Origin of the sequence: Enterococcus sp. DIV0421 (genome assembly GCF_051713745.1) — a bacterium.
Lineage (GTDB): Bacteria > Bacillota > Bacilli > Lactobacillales > Enterococcaceae > Enterococcus_D > Enterococcus_D casseliflavus.
This window is the reverse complement of the sequence record NZ_JBIOQM010000001.1, coordinates 376,275-394,729: the sequence shown is the minus strand read 5'-3', so window position 1 is coordinate 394,729 and position 18,455 is coordinate 376,275. Positions and strand designations below refer to the sequence as shown.

The following is an 18,455-nucleotide window of genomic DNA, read 5'->3' as shown; positions in this document are numbered from 1 at the left end:
CAGATGGTTTCGATAGGAAGAGTGCTCTTTTTTCCAATTTGAAAGAAACCAAAAAATCTGCTATGATTCGGGTGTTTCCTTGGGAAAAAGATACGGGTAGATGCCTCTTTTTTGTTGGCAAGCTACTATCTAAACGAGCCAGAATTTGATATGATAAAAAAGCTGAAAGTAGAGGAAGCCCCATGAACGAACAAATTATTGATTATCTTCATTATTTGACCATTGAGCGCGGGCTATCCCAAAATACCCGTGCCAGCTACCAGCGGGATCTGCAACAGTATCTTGCGTTTTTACAAAAAAAACAAGTGACGCAGTGGCAACAGATCGACCGAGTGATCGTTTTGTCTTTTTTGCAAAGTTTGCAAGAGGCGGGAAAATCCTCGGCAACCGTGATTCGGATGGTTTCCAGTTTGCGAAGATTCCATCAATATTTGCGTCAAGAACGGTTGACAGATCATGATCCGATGCAGCATATTGATTCGCCGAAAAAACAGCAGAAGCTACCTGACACTTTGAGTTTGCAGGAAGTGGAGCGCTTGATCGAAACACCAGATACTCGAGCGGTGTTGGGCATTCGCGATCGAGCGATTTTGGAAGTGATGTATGCGACAGGTTTGCGCGTCAGCGAGTTGATCGGTTTGAAATTGAATGATTTGCATTTAAGTATGGGCTTGTTGCAAACAACCGGGAAAGGCGACAAAGAACGGATCGTCCCATTAGGGGATTTAGCGATTCAATGGATCGAAACGTATCTCAGCGATGCACGTCCGTATTTGACGAGAAAAACACCGGATGAAAGCCACCTGTTTGTAAACAACCATGGCACGCAGCTGTCTCGTCAAGGAATCTGGAAAAATTTAAAAGCCTTGGTTCGACAAGCTGGGATCACCAAAAATGTGACTCCCCATACGTTGCGCCATAGTTTTGCGACCCATCTATTAGAAAACGGGGCAGATCTGCGAACGGTTCAAGAGCTGTTAGGACACGCAGATATCTCGACCACTCAGATTTACACGCATATAACGAAGAAACGGATGACGGAAGTGTACAAGCAGCACTTTCCGCGCGCCTAGAAATCGAGGATGGAATGGAAGAAATCAAAATAAAATTAGCTGTCTTTGAAGGACCGTTGGATTTGCTGCTTCATTTGATCAAAAAACTGGAAATCGATGTTTATGACATTCCAGTTGCAACCATCACCGAACAATACATGCAGTATATCCATGCCATGAAAATTTTAGAATTAGAAGTCGCTGGTGAATATTTAGTCATGGCGGCAACTCTGATGGCGATCAAAAGCCAGATGCTGTTACCGAAACAAGAGCTGATTGCTGAAGTGGAAGAGTACGAAGAAGATCCACGAGATATGCTGGTGGCACAGCTGCTAGAATACCGCAAATTTAAGTATGCAGCCGAGCAGCTTTCCGAAAAAGCGGAAGAGCGCAGTTTGTATTATACGAAAGATCCGATGGATGTCGATGAATACAAAGAGGAAGAAGATCAGTTAAGAGCCAATCAATTCAATACGATCGATCTCTTTTTGGCTTTTCAAAAAATGATCGAGAAAAAGAAAAATCGCCAAGTACTAGAAACCAAAATTTCTCCTGATGAAAGCACCATCGATGAAAAGATGGCGGCGATTCAGCTGGAGATGCAGCATGTCAGTGCCAAAAAAGGCCGCAGCTTTGATTCGTTTTTTACGACCTACAATAAAACAGAAGTTGTGGTGACTTTTATGGCACTGTTAGAATTAATGAAAAAAGGAACGATTCGAGTAGAGCAAACAGACAATTATGCGTCGATTCTGCTCTATCCAACAGGTAAAGAAGATGAGTAAATATAGTGAATTAGAAGCGATCTTATTCGTCGTCGGTGATGAGGGGATCGGACTTGAAGAATTGAGTTACTTAGTCAAAAGCAATACTGCCAGTGTCTATCAGCATTTGCAGGAACTAAATCAGCAATATGAAGAAAATGAACATACTGCGTTGCATATTCTTGAAGTGGGCAATCATTTCATTTTGACCACCAAGAAACAATTTGCCCCTTTATTGAAGAAATATGCTGAATCACCGATGGGCAGCTCGTTGTCTCAGGCCGCTTTAGAAACGTTGTCGATCATTGCTTACAAGCAGCCGATCACTCGGATGGAAGTAGAAGAGATCCGCGGCGTCCAATCTAGCGGATCGGTTCAAAAATTGGTGGCAAAACGACTGATTGAAGAAAAAGGCCGCGTTGACGGACCAGGACGAGCGATCCTATATGGTACGACGGAATACTTTATGGATTATTTTGGCTTAAAAAGTTTGGCTGAATTACCCGATATCCAATCCATGGAAGATGAACTTGAAGAAGATGCACCGTTTGATCTTTTTTACGACCGCTACAAACAAGCAGAAACAGAAGGAGAATGAAGATGGAACGTTTGCAAAAAGTGATTGCCCATGCTGGCATCACCTCAAGAAGAAAAGCTGAAGGATTGATAACCGAAGGCCGAGTGCGTGTCAACGGGCAAGTGATCAAAGAATTAGGGGTCCAAGTTAGCTCAAAAGATGTTGTTGAAGTCGATGGTGTACCAATCGAACAAGAACAACACGTCTATTATCTATTCTACAAACCTCGTGGTGTGATTTCAGCTGTAACGGATGATAAAAAGCGCAAAGTCGTTTTGGATTATTTTGCTGAAGTTCCTGAACGGGTGTATCCCGTCGGGCGCTTGGACTATGATACCTCTGGTTTGTTATTGCTGACAAATGATGGGGAATTGTCACAGACACTGATGCATCCGAAACACGAAGTCGACAAAGTGTACGTTGCCAAAGTCAAAGGGATTGCGGATAAAAAGCAGCTGCTCCCATTGACAAAAGGGATTCGGATCGAAGGCCGTAAGACGGCACCTGCTCGCTTTGAGATCTTGTCGACAGACCAAACAGCGCAATCTAGTATTGTGCAATTGACGATCCATGAAGGACGCAACCATCAAGTCAAAAATATGTTAAAAGCAGTTGGTTTGCCTGTGCAAAAATTAAAACGGGAAAATTATGGTCCGTTAGATTTGAAAGGTCTTCGTCCAGGGGAATATCGAGAATTGTCGAAGAAGGAAGTCAGTCAGCTGAAAAATAGTGCAAAATAGTTGAAAAGTATCTGAAAACGTAACTATTGTTAATTTTTAGATTTTGTGTATAATAGAACATGTAATAAATAGAATAAAGGTTCGTCTTCAGGGGCAGGGTGCAATTCCCGACCGGTGGTTATAGTCCACGACCTATTTCTTCGGAAATAGCTGAATCGGTGAAATTCCGATACCGACAGTACAGTCTGGATAAAGAAGATAGAGCGTATTTGATTTGCTTATGGCTATTTCGAATGCCCTCTTTTTTCCCTGTGGAAAAAAGAGGGCATTTTTTGTCTGGCGCCGACAAGAAAGCCGAGGAAATTTAATAGGTTCGTTTGAAGAGGAATCCTGAACTTAGGAGGATTTATACTGATGAACAACAAAACAAGAAAAATGGTGACAATCGCCATGTGTGCTGCTATGGGAACAATTTTGCAATTTATCGCTTTTCCGATTTTCCCAGCATTCAGCTTTTTAAAGATCGATTTTAGTGATATTCCCGTGATGATCATGATGTTTTTATTTGGTCCTTGGAGCGGGGTATTGACTGCTTTCATTCGTTCGGTGCTGCATTTGTTCTTATCTGGTTTTTCACCTGCTGATATGGTGGGGGATACGGCAAGCTTTTTAGCATCATGTGCCTTTACTTTGCCAATGTACTACTTTTTCCGCAAAGGTATTCACACCAAAAACAAAATGGTTGGTGTCATCAGCGGTATCTTGTCGGTAACGATTTTTATGAGTGTGGCGAACCTATTTGTGATCACACCGCTTTACCTGCGCTTTTTCGGGGTCACAGCCGATCAATTTTTAGGAATGTCTTTGCCGCAATATGTGGCGATCGGGATCTTACCTTTCAATTTGGTCAAAGGCGCAATCGTCAGTGCTGTCTTTTTAGCACTTCACGCCAAACTGCTGCCATGGTTGGCTCGTAAGCAGCCCCATCATTCTGCTATAGGAAAATAAAAAAATGAGCCGACTTGCTGTTGCAGACGAAAGGTCTGTCAATGGCAAGTCGGCTTTTTTTATTTTTCCATGATAATCGCACGGGTAGGGCATTTGCGATAAGCAGTTTTGACTTTTTCTTGTTGGTCTTCTATGATAAACTGTTGCCGAGCATTCGGTTCTTGGGCAAATAAAACGATCCCGTCTTCATCATAATCGAAGATCTCGGGGGCATAGATCGCACATAGGCCACAAGCAATGCAGCGCTCAGGAATAATTTTACAGCGTTGTGACATTTTTTAGTCCTTTCTGGAGGGGAAATATGGATTCTTTTATTTTAGCGCTGTTTTCTGATACTGACAAGCTGCGCCCATCAACACTTTATCAAATTCTCATTGGTAAGCGTACTAGCTCTGTCTTGAGTTATGCCTTTTTTTATGATCGCTTAGGTCTCTTTCAATCGTTGCCCCAGCTGAATGAGAAAGCGTATCAACAGACGCTCGCTAACTTGATCCAACGAGGGGCTCTAAGTCGAGATTCAGATGGTCTGCTGCTCAAAACGACCGCTAGAAACAGCCAGCAGCCAGGTGAACGATTGTTGCGGTATGCGAATTACTTTCGTTATGGAAGAACGACGGAGGAGGCTTGGCGTTTTGTTCGGCTGCTGGTTCAAGCAGCTGCGTATCAAGGCGTGACCAATCAGTATATTCCCGTTGAAAACACGCCACTCTATACAGAACCTGTCCGTCAGCTGATCCGTCACAATCCTGACATCAAAAAGTGCCTGTATCAAGAGCTATCAGCAATTTTTGACCAGCTTCCCGCAGAAGTGGCAGATTTTTTAGCGGGCACCTTATCTGGTCCAGATATTCTAGGGCAGGCGTTTTTTCAGCTTTTACCAGAAAATGTTCAAAGTAAGCCTTGGGACACTCTTTATGTAGGAGCTTCGATCCATCAATTTTTAACCTTGATCGAAAACACGCCCCAGACGATCCTGTTTCGAGGATTGTCGCCTTTTCTAAAGAGAAATTTAAACCAAAGCATGGTGGAAAGCCGAGCATTGTTTTTGCGAGGCGATTCTGTCGAGCAGATTATGGAAAAAAGAAGGATCAAACGAGGAACTGTTAATGATCATTTGATTGAGTGGGCATTGCTTGATCCAACGTTTCCTTTTCAGCGCTTTGATACAGCGTTGCTGAAAAAGCTGCCAGAAGCTTCTTGGAAAAATAGCTATCAAGAATTACAGGCGCTTCTTACGACTGATTTTTTGACGATTCGTTTGTTACAGATTGCTCAGAAGCGGGGGATTCGATGTTAGAAGATGCACTGAATCAGTATTTTGGTTTCAAAACATTCCGCCAAGGACAAAAAGAAGTCATCGAAAGTGTTTTAGCACAGCAAGATACGTTAGCGATTCTACCTACTGGGAATGGCAAAAGTCTGTGCTATCAGCTGCCAGGGTACCTAGTAGACGGGATCGTGATCATTATCTCGCCGTTAGTCTCTTTGATGGAAGATCAAGTCTACGGCTTACAAAAGCAAGGGGAAAAACACGCGATTGCGTTTAATAGTCAATTGGACCTTGCTGATCGCCAGTATGTGATGCAGCATTTGCAGAAGTACAAGTTTTTGTTTTTAAGTCCAGAAATGATCGTACAAGAAGCTGTTTTGCATCAATTGGAACAGGTTAAGATCGCCATGCTCGTGGTGGATGAAGCCCATTGTGTTTCGCAATGGGGCATTGATTTTCGACCAGAGTACTTGCAGCTTGGTGAAGTAAAGAAACGCTTGAAGGCACCCGTCACATTAGCCTTGACGGCTACTGCAACAGCACAAGTGGAAGCAGACATACGGCAAGTATTATTAGCAAAGAACGCCAATGTCTACCGTTATTCGATGAACCGCAGCAATATCGGCTTGTTCGTAGAGCAAACGACAGACAAAGATGCGGCATTAGCAGACTATCTCAGCCGCTTAGGCGGGGCTGGGATCATCTACTGTTCCACAAGAAGCAAAGTCGAAGAAGTCTATAACAAACTGCGTCAGCGCTATTTGGTAGGCTATTATCATGGTGGTCTCGCGAGTGATCAAAGAAAAACGTTGCAGCAGCAGTTTTCTCAGAATAAATTAAAATTACTCGTTGCTACCAATGCCTTTGGGATGGGGATCAATAAGGAAGATATTCGCTTTGTGATCCATTATGATCTACCTGATTCGTTAGAGAATTACAGTCAAGAAATCGGGCGAGCTGGTCGTGATGGCAAACAAAGCAATGCGATTTTGCTTTATCAGGAACATGATGAGCAGATCCATTACTTCTTTCAGCGAGAAAATAAAGAAGAACGCCTTGCTTTAGAACGAATGGTTCAGGAGAAGAGGAAAGAACCCTTGACACCGTTGCAAGAAAAGTGGCAGCAAAAAATGAAAGAGTTGGGGACTTCCTTTTGGCTGGAAACATTAAAACGCAATGAACAGCAAAAACAAGAACAATTACAGAAAATGTTGGCTTATATTCATTTTACAGGTTGTCGCCGACAATTTTTACTGGCGCATTTCGGAGAGGAAGCCCAGGAGAATCCTTATTGTTGCGACAATGACGGGATCGAAATAGCGGGTGAAGAACAGCTGCCCGAGAAAAAGGAAGCCCATCATTGGCAGGAACGTTTAATAAAAATTTTTAAAGATATAAATTGAATCGTATTTTGTAGGACAGTTTTTATTTACCTATGGTATAATACATCGGAAGGAAACTAGGAGGGAATACGAGTGAGCAAGAAAGACAATGACTACAATTCAGAAAATCAAGAACCGTGGGAACAACCAATCTATGATACAGAATACGATGATTCTGCATCAAGATCCCAACAAAGAAAACAAAAGCGTGGGAATTCACTCTTTTTGACGATCGTTTTAGTTTTGCTTTTCTTGATCGTGGCAATTCCGGTTGGTGCCGGTATTTGGGTATTGAACCATAACAATGATGCCCCAACCACAGCAAGTTCGAGCAGTACTGTAGAAAGTACGACAGAGTCTTCAACAACCGAATCATCCACTACGGAATCGACAAGTGAAACGAGTTCGTCAACAAGTGAATCAAGTTCTTCATCAAGTAGCAGTAGTTCTGCACCAGCTTCAACGACGCCATCAAGTAGTGAACCGGCGCAACAAGAAAACAATGCGGGACAAGAGAATACGCAAACTGATCAAGGTCAAGGCGCAACTGGTACCGAGGAATACACGACAGTCCAAGCTGGCGAAGGTCCTGAACAAGTGGCAGCCCGTACAGGCATCTCAGTTGAAACCCTATATCAATTAAATGGAATTGATCCAAACAACTACATGCTTTACCCTGGCGACACCTTACGAATTAAATAAAAAACCGCTTTGGCGGTTTTTTTTCTTGAAAGAGAGAAGCCAAGGTGGACGATAAGCAGAAACGATGAAGGAATACACATCGTTGGGAAACGAGGAGTAAGAAAAATGAAAAAAATCAACATCGCTATTGATGGTCCTGCGTCATCTGGGAAAAGCACAGTGGCAAAAATCATCGCGAATGACCTGGGATTTATTTATACGGATACTGGTGCCATGTATCGAAGCATCACGTATTTAGCTTTAAAAACGGGCTGTTCACTTGAAGATGAAGCGGCGATCGCTGCTTTGATCGATCAATACCCCATCACTTTTGAACCGACTGAACACGGTCAAGAGGTCTTTGCAGGAGGAGAGCAAGTCACAGAAGCGATCCGTCAGCCAGAAGTAACCAACGCAGTTTCGAAGGTGTCGGCATACCCTGCGATCCGCGAAAAACTCGTCCAACAACAGCAGATGATCGCTAAAGATGGCGGTGTCGTGATGGATGGCCGCGATATTGGTACGGCGGTTTTACCACAAGCAGAAGTCAAGATTTTTCTGGTAGCAAGTGTGGAAGAACGCGCACAGCGCCGTTTTAAAGAAAATCAGCAAAAAGGGATCAAAACCGATTATGAGACGTTGAAAGAAGAGATCCAGCAAAGAGATTATCTGGATTCTCACAGAGAAGTCTCCCCTTTGAAACAAGCGGAGGATGCGGTTCGAATCGATACGTCTGGTTTAACGATCGAGCAAGTCGTCGAAGCAATCAAAAAAACATTCAAAGAAAAAATTGATTAACAAAAACAATGGGTGTTCCCCATTGTTTTTTTATTTTTCGAAACCAAAAGATGAAAGTGAGTAAGAAAACAGAGGTGAAAAGACTTTTTTAACGAAAAAACCGTAGTTTTTTAGGAAAATAAGAGAAATCGCTTTATTTTTTTTTCATTCTATTTTAAACTAAAAGATGTAGTGCAATTATTGCAGAATTGTTGGTTAGGAGGACATGAGAGATGACAGAATTTGAAAATAATCAGGTTGAGAGTGGAAATGAATCAATGGAAGCCGCTTTAGACAATTTCCAAGAAGTAAAAGTTGGAGATATCGTTAAAGGTGAGGTATTGGCCATTGAGGATAAACAAGCGATCGTAGGGATCGAAGGCGCCGGCGTTGAAGGCGTTGTTCCTGCAAAAGAATTATCAACTTTACCTGTTGAAGACATCAACGAAGCAGTCAAAGTTGGGGATGTCTTAGAATTGGTTGTGATTTCAGCAATTGGTAAAGACAAAGAAAACGGCAGCTATCTCCTTTCTAAACGTCGCTTAGACGCGAAAAAAGTTTGGGAAGATATCGAAAAAGATTTCCAAGAAGGAAAAATCATTGAAGCACCAGTCACCAACGTCGTTAAGGGCGGGTTAGTGGTTGATGTAGGTGTTCGTGGGTTTGTCCCAGCATCAATGGTCGAAGACCATTTTGTTGCGGATTTCGAAGATTACAAAGGGAAAACATTGACCTTCAAAATCGTTGAGATCGAGCCTTCAGAAAACCGTTTGATCCTTTCTCATAAAGCAGTTGTCGAAGCAGAAAAAGCAAAACAAAAAGAAGCTTTATTAGCTGATTTATATGAAGGACAAGAAGTAGAAGGAAAAGTAGCGCGTTTGACCGACTTTGGTGCCTTCGTAGACCTTGGCGGCATCGATGGACTTGTCCATGTCTCTGAAATTTCTCATGGACATGTTGGCAAACCGAGTGACGTTTTATCTGTTGGCGATACCGTCAATGTGCGTATCTTATCTGTTGATGCAGACAAAGAACGTGTGTCACTTTCGATCAAAGACACATTGCCTGGACCTTGGACCAATATTGAAGAGCAAGCGGCTGTTGGCAGTGTCTTGACAGGGACTGTTAAACGCTTGACAAGCTTCGGTGCGTTTGTGGAAGTCTTCCCAGGTGTTGAAGGGCTGATCCATATTTCACAAATCTCCCATAAACACATTGCGACACCACATGAAGTCTTACAAGAAGGTGATGAAGTGCAAGTGAAAGTGCTTGAAGTGAACCCTTCAGAACACCGAATCGCATTAAGTATCAAAGCATTAGAAAAAGCCGAAAACACCAATGAAACACAAGAGGTTTCAGAGGACGACTATCAATTGCCAGAAGAATCAACTGGTTTTACTATGGGTGATATCTTAGGTGATGCCTTAAAAGACAGCGACGAAGAGTAATTGTATGCCATCAGCTTATAACGATTCGATGTTTGAATTTGTTATAAGCTGGTTTTTTGTTTGCCAGGAAAGCTTGCAACTTTCCATGGCTTTAGGTAAACTAAGTAAGATTGAATACAAGAAGCAGCGTACAAGGACTGCTTTTTTAAATGGAGGGTAAAAAATGTCAAATCCAACAATAGCGATCGTTGGACGTCCGAATGTGGGGAAATCGACCATTTTCAACCGGATAGCTGGAGAACGAATTTCGATCGTTGAGGATACTCCAGGAGTGACCAGAGATCGTATTTATGCCACCGGTGAATGGCTAGGCCGTGAGTTTAGCGTAATCGATACAGGTGGGATCGATTTAAGTGATGAGCCGTTTATGGATCAAATCAAGCATCAAGCAGAAATCGCCATCGATGAAGCAGATGTCATTGTTTTTATTACGAGTGCTCGTGAAGGAGTAACCGATGCTGATGAGCTTGTGGCTCGTTTGCTGTACAAAAGCAACAAACCCGTGATTTTAGCCGTCAACAAAGTTGATAATCCCGAGATGCGTACCGACATCTATGAATTTTATGGTTTGGGTCTAGGCGATCCATACCCAATCTCAGGAAGTCATGGATTAGGGATCGGGGATGTTCTTGATGAAGCAGTCAAACACTTCACCAATGAAGCAGAAGAAGAAGATGATTCCATCATCAAGTTTAGTTTGATTGGTCGTCCAAATGTCGGTAAATCCTCTTTGATCAATGCAATTCTAGGGGAAGAGCGAGTGATCGTTTCTGATATCGAAGGAACGACTCGTGATGCGATCGATACCCATTTTACCAGCGAAAGCGGTCAAGAATTTACCATGATTGATACGGCAGGGATGCGTAAAAAAGGGAAGGTCTACGAGTCTACTGAAAAATACAGTGTGATGCGGGCGATGCGGGCCATTGAACGCTCAGACGTCGTCTTGATGGTCTTGAACGCCGAAGAAGGGATTCGCGAGCAAGACAAACGGATCGCTGGCTATGCCCATGAAGCAGGCCGTGGAATCATTATTGTTGTCAATAAATGGGATACATTGAAAAAAGAAACGAATACGATGCGTGATTTTGAAGAAGAAATCAGAGACGAATTCCAATATTTGGATTACGCGCCAATCATTTTTGTTTCCGCAGTGACGAAACAGCGCTTGAATAAGCTGCCGCAATTGATTGAAGAAGTCAGCATGAATCAAAACATGCGTATTCCATCTGCGTTGTTGAATGACGTCATTATGGACGCTGTGGCGATCAACCCAACCCCAACAGACAAAGGCAAACGTTTGAAGATTTTTTATGCGACGCAAGTAGCTGTCAAACCGCCAACTTTTGTTATTTTTGTCAACGAAGAAGAACTGATGCATTTCTCTTATGCACGTTTCTTAGAAAATCAAATCCGCAAGGCATTCACTTTTGAAGGAACGCCGATTCGGATCATTCCTCGCAGAAGAAAATAGAGATTTTATCATACTTTGTTTCTTTTTACAAAGAAATCTGTCCTTTTCTAGAAAAATGGGAAAAAACCAAAAAAAAACCCCCTAAAAACGTTAAAATCCTTGATATTACAAGGTTCTTATGATAACGTTATATCAGAATATTGATGGTAATCAATATTTGACAAAAACCTTGGACCACTCAAGATTTTTGTTGATGCATGACATCAAAAAAAATATCAGGAGGTGAAACCATCCATGGCAAATAAAGCAGAATTAATCGAAAAAGTTGCAGCAGCTACTGACTTAACTAAGAAAGACGCAACTGCAGCAGTAGACGCTGTATTCTCAACAATTCAAGACGCTTTAGCTAACGGTGAAAAAGTTCAATTGATCGGCTTTGGTAACTTTGAAGTTCGTTCTCGTGCAGAACGCAAAGGACGCAACCCACAAACTGGTGAAGAAATCAAGATCCCTGCTAGCAAAGTACCTGCATTCAAACCAGGTAAAGCTCTTAAAGACGCAGTGAAATAATTGAGTCTTGTAGAAACCCTTGAGTAATCAAGGGTTTTTTCTTTTGTCTAACTAGGGACTGCCACCATGCAGGCGGATCGAATGGGAAAAGAAATGGTTATTATTGTCAGAAAATTCAAAAATATTTTTTGTTTTTCTTTTGGTCTAAAAAAAACAAGGGTTGCGGGCTCACTTTAATTCTCAAGCAAGAATAAAGTTGATTTAAAAGTCATTTTTATCAAAAGAAGCAAGCGATTAAATGACATCTAATGTGAGGAAGGTTTCCTTGGAATTGTCATTATTGAAAAAAATTCAGAAAATTCGTTGACAAGTGTTTTTGCAAAGGGTATATTGGTAAACAATTACAAGAACGTTACTATTTCTAATGAAGGAGCCATTTTCTATGCGCAATTTTAATCAATATTTATTAGTCATTATTATTGATACCAGGACTTAGAACACGGAAGCAAAAATTATCCGTTTGTTTGAGTCCTATTTGCGTAAGTAAAATGGGATTCTGGCAAAGCATCCCAGTTTTTTATAACCGGGATGCTTTTTTTTATTCCAAAATGCAGGAGATGATGAGTGTGAGAAGTGATCAGATTAAAAAAGGGATCGATGCAGCGCCAGCTAGGAGTCTGCTCTATGCCACAGGACAAGTAAAAAATATCCATGACATGAACAAGCCATTTATTGCGATATGTAATTCCTATATCGATATTGTGCCTGGACATGTGCATTTACGGGAGTTAGCAGATATCGCTAAGGAAGCGATTCGTGAAGCTGGCGGCATCCCTTTTGAGTTCAATACGATCGGTGTGGATGATGGCATTGCGATGGGCCATATAGGCATGCGTTATTCGCTACCCAGCCGAGAATTGATCGCTGATTCCGCAGAAACCGTGATCAATGCTCACTGGTTTGACGGCGTATTTTATATCCCGAATTGCGACAAGATCACTCCTGGCATGATTTTAGCAGCGATGCGGACGAACGTACCGGGGATCTTTTGTTCTGGCGGTCCGATGAAAGCCGGTATTGATCCACGGGGCCACCAGATAACCTTGTCTTCCATGTTTGAAGCCGTGGGGACTTACAAGACTGGCAACATGACGAAAGAAGACTTTGAATTTATGGAGCAAAATGCCTGTCCGACTTGCGGTTCCTGTGCTGGGATGTTTACTGCCAATTCAATGAATTGTCTCTTAGAGATCTTAGGATTGGCAATGCCAGGCAATGGTACGATTCTTGCCGTGTCTGAAGAACGACGAGAACTAGTTAGACAAGCCGCCTTTAAGTTGATGGATCTTGTTGAAAAACAAGTGAAACCTCGAGACATCGTGACCAAAGAAGCTATTGATGATGCCTTCGCTTTAGACATGGCGATGGGGGGTTCCACCAACACAGTGTTGCATACCTTAGCGATCGCCAATGAAGCTGAGATCGATTATGACTTAAGACGGGTCAATGAAATCGCTAAAAGAGTGCCTTATCTCTCAAAAATCGCGCCATCATCAGCCTATTCGATGCACGATGTTCATGAAGCTGGCGGCGTTTCCGCAATCATAAGGGAGCTTTGTGATATCGAGGGAGCGATTCATCCTGATCGACCGACTGTCACAGGCAAGACGTTACGAGAAAATGTCGCTGAAGCGAAGATCCACAACGAAGAAGTTATTCATCCCAAAGAAAACCCGTATAGTCCTGTGGGTGGTCTATCGATCTTGTACGGTAATATCGCCCCAGAAGGCAGTGTCATCAAGGTCGGTGGGGTCGATCCAAGTGTCCAAGTGTTCAAAGGCAAAGCGATCTGTTTTGATTCACATGATGAAGCAGTTGCTGCCATCGACAATCATACCGTACAAAAAGGACATGTTGTAGTGATCCGCTATGAGGGACCAAAAGGAGGACCAGGTATGCCAGAAATGTTGGCGCCTACCTCAAGCATCGTTGGACGTGGGTTAGGCAAAGATGTCGCCTTGATCACCGATGGTCGCTTTTCAGGAGCGACCCGAGGAATCGCCGTTGGCCATATTTCGCCAGAAGCCGCTGCAGGCGGTCCATTAGGCCTTGTCAACGATGGCGATGAAATCATTATCGATTTACCAAATCGAACGCTGAATCTGCAAGTATCTGATGAAGAGCTTGCCCAGCGTGCGCAAGAACGACCGAAGTTTCGTTCAAAAGTGAAAAAAGGATGGCTTGCACGTTATACCGCTTTAGTGACTTCTGCCAATACGGGCGGGATTATGCGAGTACCTGATGAGGAGGAGTAGCAATGGAAAATATCGAGTATCAAGCATCGCATCTAAGGACTGGCGCACAAGTATTAGTGGACAGCTTACAAGAGCAAGGCGTCGAAATGATCTTTGGCTATCCTGGCGGCGCCGTCCTGCCGTTATATGATCAATTATATGATGCAGCGATTCCGAATATTTTGACGCGTCACGAGCAAGGCGCGATCCACGCCGCTGAAGGCTATGCCAAAGCTACTGGCAATGTTGGGGTCGTTTTAGTGACGAGCGGACCAGGTGCTACAAATGTCGTCACGGGCATTGCCGATGCTATGAGTGATTCCGTACCATTGGTAGTTATCACGGGACAAGTGGCGGTACCAGGAATTGGCAAAGATGCCTTCCAAGAGGCGGATATTCTGGGTATCACGTTGCCGATCACGAAGCACAACTACCAAGTCCGCTGTGTCGATGAGCTGCCAAAAGTGATCGCTGAAGCCTTCCATATCGCTTCCACAGGGCGAAAAGGACCGGTTGTCATCGACCTTCCGAAAGATATTACATTACAAGAAACCGCTGAAACCTGCTCATTGCCGATCACAAGGAAAAGTTATCAGCCGACGGCAGAGCCATCCCGTCTGCAAATCGAAAAACTGATGAAAGTCTTGGAAAAAGCTCAGCGACCAGTGGTACTGGCGGGTGCAGGCGTGATCGCTGCTGAAGCTGCAGCTGAACTAAATGCATTTATTGCCAAGTACAAGTTGCCGACAGTGACAACGTTGCTTGGCTTAGGCTTACTGCCAAGTGATCATCAATTTTTCTTAGGCATGGGCGGTATGCATGGCACCTATGCGGCGAACATGGCTTTATCAGAAGCCGATTTGATTATCAATATCGGCTCTCGCTTCGATGATCGCCTAGCAACGGCCGGCAGTCAGTTCGGCAAGCAGGCGATCGTTGCTCATATCGATATTGACCCAGTGGAGATCGGCAAGATCGTAACGACAAAGATCCCAATCGTCGGCGATGCCAAGGCTGCTTTGCAGCAAATGCTGCGGTACCCACCAACAAGAGGAACCTGGACGACTTGGTTGGATCTATGCCAAAAACGGAAAAAGGAAAAACCTTATCGCTATGATCGCACTCAGACACAAGAGATCAAACCACAAAAAGTCATCGAAGAAGTAGGGCGTTTGACTAAAGGAGAGGCTTACGTCATCACCGATGTTGGTCAGCATCAAATGTGGGTCGCGCAGTATTATCCTTTTCGCTTTCCCAAACAATTGATCACCAGTGGCGGACTAGGAACGATGGGCTATGGCATCCCTGCAGGAATCGGCGTTCAATTTGCTCATCCAGAAAAAATGGTCGTGGTGTTCGTTGGCGATGGTGGATTTCAAATGACGAACCAAGAATTTGCGATTTTGAATGAGTATGGCTTGAATGTCAAATTTGTTTTATTGAACAACTGCTCTTTAGGAATGGTTCGCCAATGGCAAGAAACATTCCATGGCAAGCGGCGCTCTGCCTCCGTTTTTGCGCAGCAGCCTGATTTTGTCAAATTGGCACAGGCTTATGGCATTGAAGGCTGTCGGATCGATGCCCCAGAGCAACTGGCTGATCAATTGGCAGTAGCTTTTTCTCAAGCTGGGCCGCAGCTGATCGAAGTAATGGTCTCGCCATCTGAGCATGTGCTGCCGATGATCCCACCGGGGAAAGCCAATCATGAAATGATGGGGGTCTAAGGGGATGAAACGGGTATTAGCAGCAATCGTCCATAATGAAGCAGGTGTTTTGAGCCGTATCACGAGTGTCTTGAACCGTCGTCAAGTCAATATTGAGAGTATCTCTGTCGGTACGACAGAACGACCAGAGTTTTCACGTATGACGATCATTGTCAACGTGAACGATTTGGCAGAAACAGAACAAGTGACTAAGCATCTGAACAAGCAGATCGATGTCTTGAAGGTTTCTGATATTACAGAAGTTCCTCATATCGAACGGGAGCTGGTGCTGATCAAAGTCAATGCGCCAACCACAAGCCGTTCGGAGATCCAAGCAGTGATCGATCCATTTCGAGCGCACATTGTCGATGTGGCACTAAAAACAATCGTTGTGCAAGTTGCTGGCGATACGAAAAAGGTAGAAGCATGCATCGAAGTTTTACGTCCATACGGCATCAAACAATTGGCACGGACGGGTGTCACTGGCTTTACAAGAGGGTAAGTGCAATTTTGAATTGCTTAAAATAAAGAAAGAATTCGGAGGAAACAAGTATGGTAAAAGTATATTACAACGAGGAAGTTACAGATAATCTAGGAGACAAGAAGATTGCGATCGTCGGCTACGGCTCTCAAGGGCACGCTCATGCGCAAAATTTACGGGACACAGGTCATGAAGTCTTTATCGGCATTCGTGAAGGAAAATCAGCGGAAGCCGCAAGAAACGATGGATTTGAGGTTTTCCCAGTAGCCGAAGCCGTTCAAAAAGCGGATGTAGTCATGATCTTGGCACCCGATGAGATCCAAGGATCGTTGTATAAAAATGAGATCGAACCGAATCTTTCTGCGGGCAATGCATTGGCATTTGCTCATGGTTTCAATATTCATTTTGATGTGATCGCGCCACCAAAAGAGGTGGATGTTTTTCTAGTTGCGCCAAAAGGACCAGGTCATTTGGTGCGTCGAACCTTTACCGAAGGGTTTGCGGTACCAGCCTTGTTTGCAGTTTATCAAGATGCGACTGGTAACGCACAAGCAACGGCTTTATCCTATGCAAAAGGCATTGGTGCCACACGGGTCGGCGTTTTGGAAACGACCTTTAAAGAAGAGACCGAAACCGATCTTTTCGGTGAGCAAGCCGTACTTTGTGGCGGTTTGACCAGTATGATCGAAGCGGGCTTTGAAACATTGGTAGAAGCGGGGTACCAACCGGAATTGGCTTATTTTGAAGTTTGTCATGAATTGAAACTGATCGTTGACTTGATTTATGAAGGAGGCTTCAAAAAAATGCGCCATTCGATCTCGAATACGGCTGAGTATGGTGACTACGTTTCTGGTGCTCGGGTAATCACTGCACAAGCCAAAGAAAACATGAAAGCCGTATTGACAGACATCCAAAACGGCCAATTTGCGAAAGGATTCATTGAAGACAATCAAAACGGCTTCCCTGAATTCCATAAAATGCGTGAGGAAAACGGCAATCATCAAATTGAAAAAGTCGGCAGCGAGTTACGGAAAATGATGCCGTTTGTTGCGAAAGATTAGGAGGGACGCGTTTGTTGGTGACAGTTTCTGCAATCGAACAAGCCTACGAGCGACTGCGGGGAGCAGTTAGTCATACGCCGCTGCAGTATGATCGCTTTTTATCTGAGAAGTATCAAGCGACGGTCTTGTTGAAGCGAGAGGACTTGCAAAAAGTCCGCTCCTTCAAATTACGAGGTGCCTACTATGCGATCACCCAGGCAGATCCTGAACTGACTCGTCGTGGCGTCGTCTGTGCCAGTGCCGGGAACCATGCGCAAGGTGTTGCTTATACCTGTCAAGAACAGCAGATCCGAGCGGTCATTTTCATGCCGACAACGACGCCACAGCAAAAAATCGCGCAAGTCCTCTTTTTCGGTGGAGATTATGTCAAAATCGAATTGGTGGGAGATACGTTTGATGCGGCAGCCCAAGCGGCTAAACACTTTGCAAAAGAAAAGCAAATGGCTTTCATTGCTCCTTTTGATGATCCCAATATTATCGCAGGACAAGGAACAGTAGCCGTGGAAATGTTGGCGGATGCTGAAAAAAAACAAGTATCGATCGATTTAGTGGTGGCTGCCATTGGTGGCGGTGGTTTGATCAGCGGGACCGCAGCCTATTTGAAAGAAAAGCAGCCAAATATAAAAGTTGTTGGAGCAGAACCTGTAGGGGCAGCCTCGATGCAAGCCGCCTTTGATCATCAAGGACCGGTGGCTTTAAAGCATATTGAAACCTTTGTCGATGGTGCGGCAGTCAAACAAGTCGGAGCTCAGACCTATGCCCATGCCAAACGCTATGTGGATCAATTGGTAACGGTGGAAGAAGGTGCAATCTGCCAAACGATTCTAGAATTATACAGCAAACAAGCGATCGTCGCTGAACCAGCTGGTGCCTTGAGCGTGGCAGCCCTGGATGAGATCAAAGAGCAAATCAAAGGCAAGACGGTCATCTGTATTGTGAGTGGTGGTAACAATGATAGTTCCCGCATGGCAGAGATCGAAGAGAAATCACTGATCTATCAAGGATTGAAACATTATTTTATCGTCAATTTCCCACAACGTCCCGGTGCGTTGAAGGAATTTGTTAGCCATGTATTAGGTCCCGATGATGATATCACTAGGTTTGAATATACAAAAAAAATCAATCGTGGAACAGGACCAGTAATGCTGGGAATCTTGTTGAAACACAAAAAAGATCTCCCCGCATTACTGTCACGAATTGAACAGTTTGACCAAAACTATATCAACCTTCAGCAAAATCAATCACTCTACTCACTTTTGGTTTAAGAAAAAACATGATTTTCCTTTGGAAGAAGAGGAAATCATGTTTTTTGCTTTTTATCGGATCATTGAACCAATCGCAGGAAAATACTTC

18 protein-coding genes and 1 riboswitch are annotated in these 18,455 nt (G+C 43.7%); of the genes, 17 read left to right on the top strand and 1 reads right to left on the bottom strand.

Annotation, left to right across the window (positions count from 1 at the left end; genetic code table 11):
• Positions 1 to 182: 182 nt before the first annotated feature.
• From xerD to IGI96_RS01790, 5 genes are all read left to right on the top strand, one after another.
• A complete protein-coding gene (gene xerD, locus IGI96_RS01810) occupies positions 183 to 1,073 on the top strand; it encodes a site-specific tyrosine recombinase XerD (protein ID WP_015510075.1) in 891 nt (296 codons plus the stop codon).
• Positions 1,074 to 1,087: 14 nt separating this feature from the next.
• Positions 1,088 to 1,837, top strand: coding sequence for a segregation/condensation protein A (locus tag IGI96_RS01805; RefSeq protein ID WP_005229314.1), 750 nt, complete (start codon positions 1,088 to 1,090; stop codon positions 1,835 to 1,837).
• Complete coding sequence (scpB, locus tag IGI96_RS01800; RefSeq protein WP_005229316.1) at positions 1,830 to 2,414, top strand: SMC-Scp complex subunit ScpB; 585 nt, start codon at positions 1,830 to 1,832, stop codon at positions 2,412 to 2,414. Before IGI96_RS01805 ends, scpB begins: the two co-directional genes overlap by 8 nt.
• A 2-nt stretch (positions 2,415 to 2,416) precedes the next feature.
• Positions 2,417 to 3,133, top strand: coding sequence for a pseudouridine synthase (locus IGI96_RS01795; RefSeq protein WP_060792339.1), 717 nt, complete (start codon positions 2,417 to 2,419; stop codon positions 3,131 to 3,133).
• Positions 3,134 to 3,212: 79 nt separating this feature from the next.
• Positions 3,213 to 3,337, top strand: a riboswitch (FMN riboswitch).
• A 150-nt stretch (positions 3,338 to 3,487) separates the two neighbouring features.
• On the top strand, positions 3,488 to 4,081 hold the full coding sequence (locus IGI96_RS01790) for an ECF transporter S component (protein ID WP_010749232.1): 594 nt from the start codon (positions 3,488 to 3,490) through the stop codon (positions 4,079 to 4,081).
• Between the two features lie 59 nt (positions 4,082 to 4,140).
• Here the strand turns inward: IGI96_RS01790 and IGI96_RS01785 are convergent, their stop codons facing one another.
• Positions 4,141 to 4,356 carry a ferredoxin gene (locus tag IGI96_RS01785; RefSeq protein WP_005229322.1) on the bottom strand — a complete coding sequence of 72 codons (216 nt, stop codon included), beginning with the start codon at positions 4,354 to 4,356 and terminating at the stop codon, positions 4,141 to 4,143.
• A 26-nt stretch (positions 4,357 to 4,382) separates the two neighbouring features.
• On the opposite strand from IGI96_RS01785, the gene IGI96_RS01780 reads away from it, so the two are divergent.
• From IGI96_RS01780 to ilvA, 12 genes are all read left to right on the top strand, one after another.
• Complete coding sequence (locus tag IGI96_RS01780; RefSeq protein ID WP_086338030.1) at positions 4,383 to 5,378, top strand: helix-turn-helix domain-containing protein; 996 nt, start codon at positions 4,383 to 4,385, stop codon at positions 5,376 to 5,378.
• On the top strand, positions 5,372 to 6,754 hold the full coding sequence (locus tag IGI96_RS01775; protein ID WP_086338031.1) for a RecQ family ATP-dependent DNA helicase: 1,383 nt from the start codon (positions 5,372 to 5,374) through the stop codon (positions 6,752 to 6,754). Before IGI96_RS01780 ends, IGI96_RS01775 begins: the two co-directional genes overlap by 7 nt.
• Positions 6,755 to 6,826: 72 nt before the next feature.
• Positions 6,827 to 7,435: an SAG1386/EF1546 family surface-associated protein gene (locus IGI96_RS01770; RefSeq protein WP_438784801.1), complete on the top strand. Its 609-nt coding sequence runs from the start codon at positions 6,827 to 6,829 to the stop codon at positions 7,433 to 7,435.
• A 105-nt stretch (positions 7,436 to 7,540) separates the two neighbouring features.
• Entirely contained in the window at positions 7,541 to 8,212 is a 672-nt protein-coding gene (gene cmk / locus IGI96_RS01765) for a (d)CMP kinase (RefSeq protein ID WP_086338032.1), read from the top strand.
• A gap of 212 nt (positions 8,213 to 8,424) precedes the next feature.
• The gene (gene rpsA, locus IGI96_RS01760) at positions 8,425 to 9,639 is read left to right on the top strand and encodes a 30S ribosomal protein S1 (RefSeq protein WP_005229333.1); all 1,215 of its coding nucleotides are present in this window, start codon (positions 8,425 to 8,427) and stop codon (positions 9,637 to 9,639) included.
• A 163-nt stretch (positions 9,640 to 9,802) separates the two neighbouring features.
• Positions 9,803 to 11,113, top strand: a complete 1,311-nt coding sequence (gene der, locus IGI96_RS01755) for a ribosome biogenesis GTPase Der (RefSeq protein WP_005231911.1) — start codon at positions 9,803 to 9,805, stop codon at positions 11,111 to 11,113.
• Between the two features lie 234 nt (positions 11,114 to 11,347).
• Positions 11,348 to 11,623, top strand: coding sequence for an HU family DNA-binding protein (locus tag IGI96_RS01750; protein ID WP_003126821.1), 276 nt, complete (start codon positions 11,348 to 11,350; stop codon positions 11,621 to 11,623).
• Positions 11,624 to 12,189: 566 nt separating this feature from the next.
• The gene (gene ilvD / locus IGI96_RS01745; RefSeq protein WP_015510070.1) at positions 12,190 to 13,878 is read left to right on the top strand and encodes a dihydroxy-acid dehydratase; all 1,689 of its coding nucleotides are present in this window, start codon (positions 12,190 to 12,192) and stop codon (positions 13,876 to 13,878) included.
• A gap of 2 nt (positions 13,879 to 13,880) precedes the next feature.
• Positions 13,881 to 15,581, top strand: coding sequence for a biosynthetic-type acetolactate synthase large subunit (gene ilvB, locus IGI96_RS01740; RefSeq protein WP_438784800.1), 1,701 nt, complete (start codon positions 13,881 to 13,883; stop codon positions 15,579 to 15,581).
• A gap of 4 nt (positions 15,582 to 15,585) precedes the next feature.
• Positions 15,586 to 16,062 (top strand): acetolactate synthase small subunit, encoded by a 477-nt coding sequence (gene ilvN / locus IGI96_RS01735; RefSeq protein ID WP_005229349.1) that lies wholly within the window; start codon positions 15,586 to 15,588, stop codon positions 16,060 to 16,062.
• A gap of 50 nt (positions 16,063 to 16,112) precedes the next feature.
• Complete coding sequence (gene ilvC / locus IGI96_RS01730) at positions 16,113 to 17,102, top strand: ketol-acid reductoisomerase (protein ID WP_005229350.1); 990 nt, start codon at positions 16,113 to 16,115, stop codon at positions 17,100 to 17,102.
• 11 nt (positions 17,103 to 17,113) lie between these two features.
• Positions 17,114 to 18,367: a threonine ammonia-lyase IlvA gene (gene ilvA, locus IGI96_RS01725; RefSeq protein WP_438784799.1), complete on the top strand. Its 1,254-nt coding sequence runs from the start codon at positions 17,114 to 17,116 to the stop codon at positions 18,365 to 18,367.
• Positions 18,368 to 18,455: the final 88 nt, after the last annotated feature.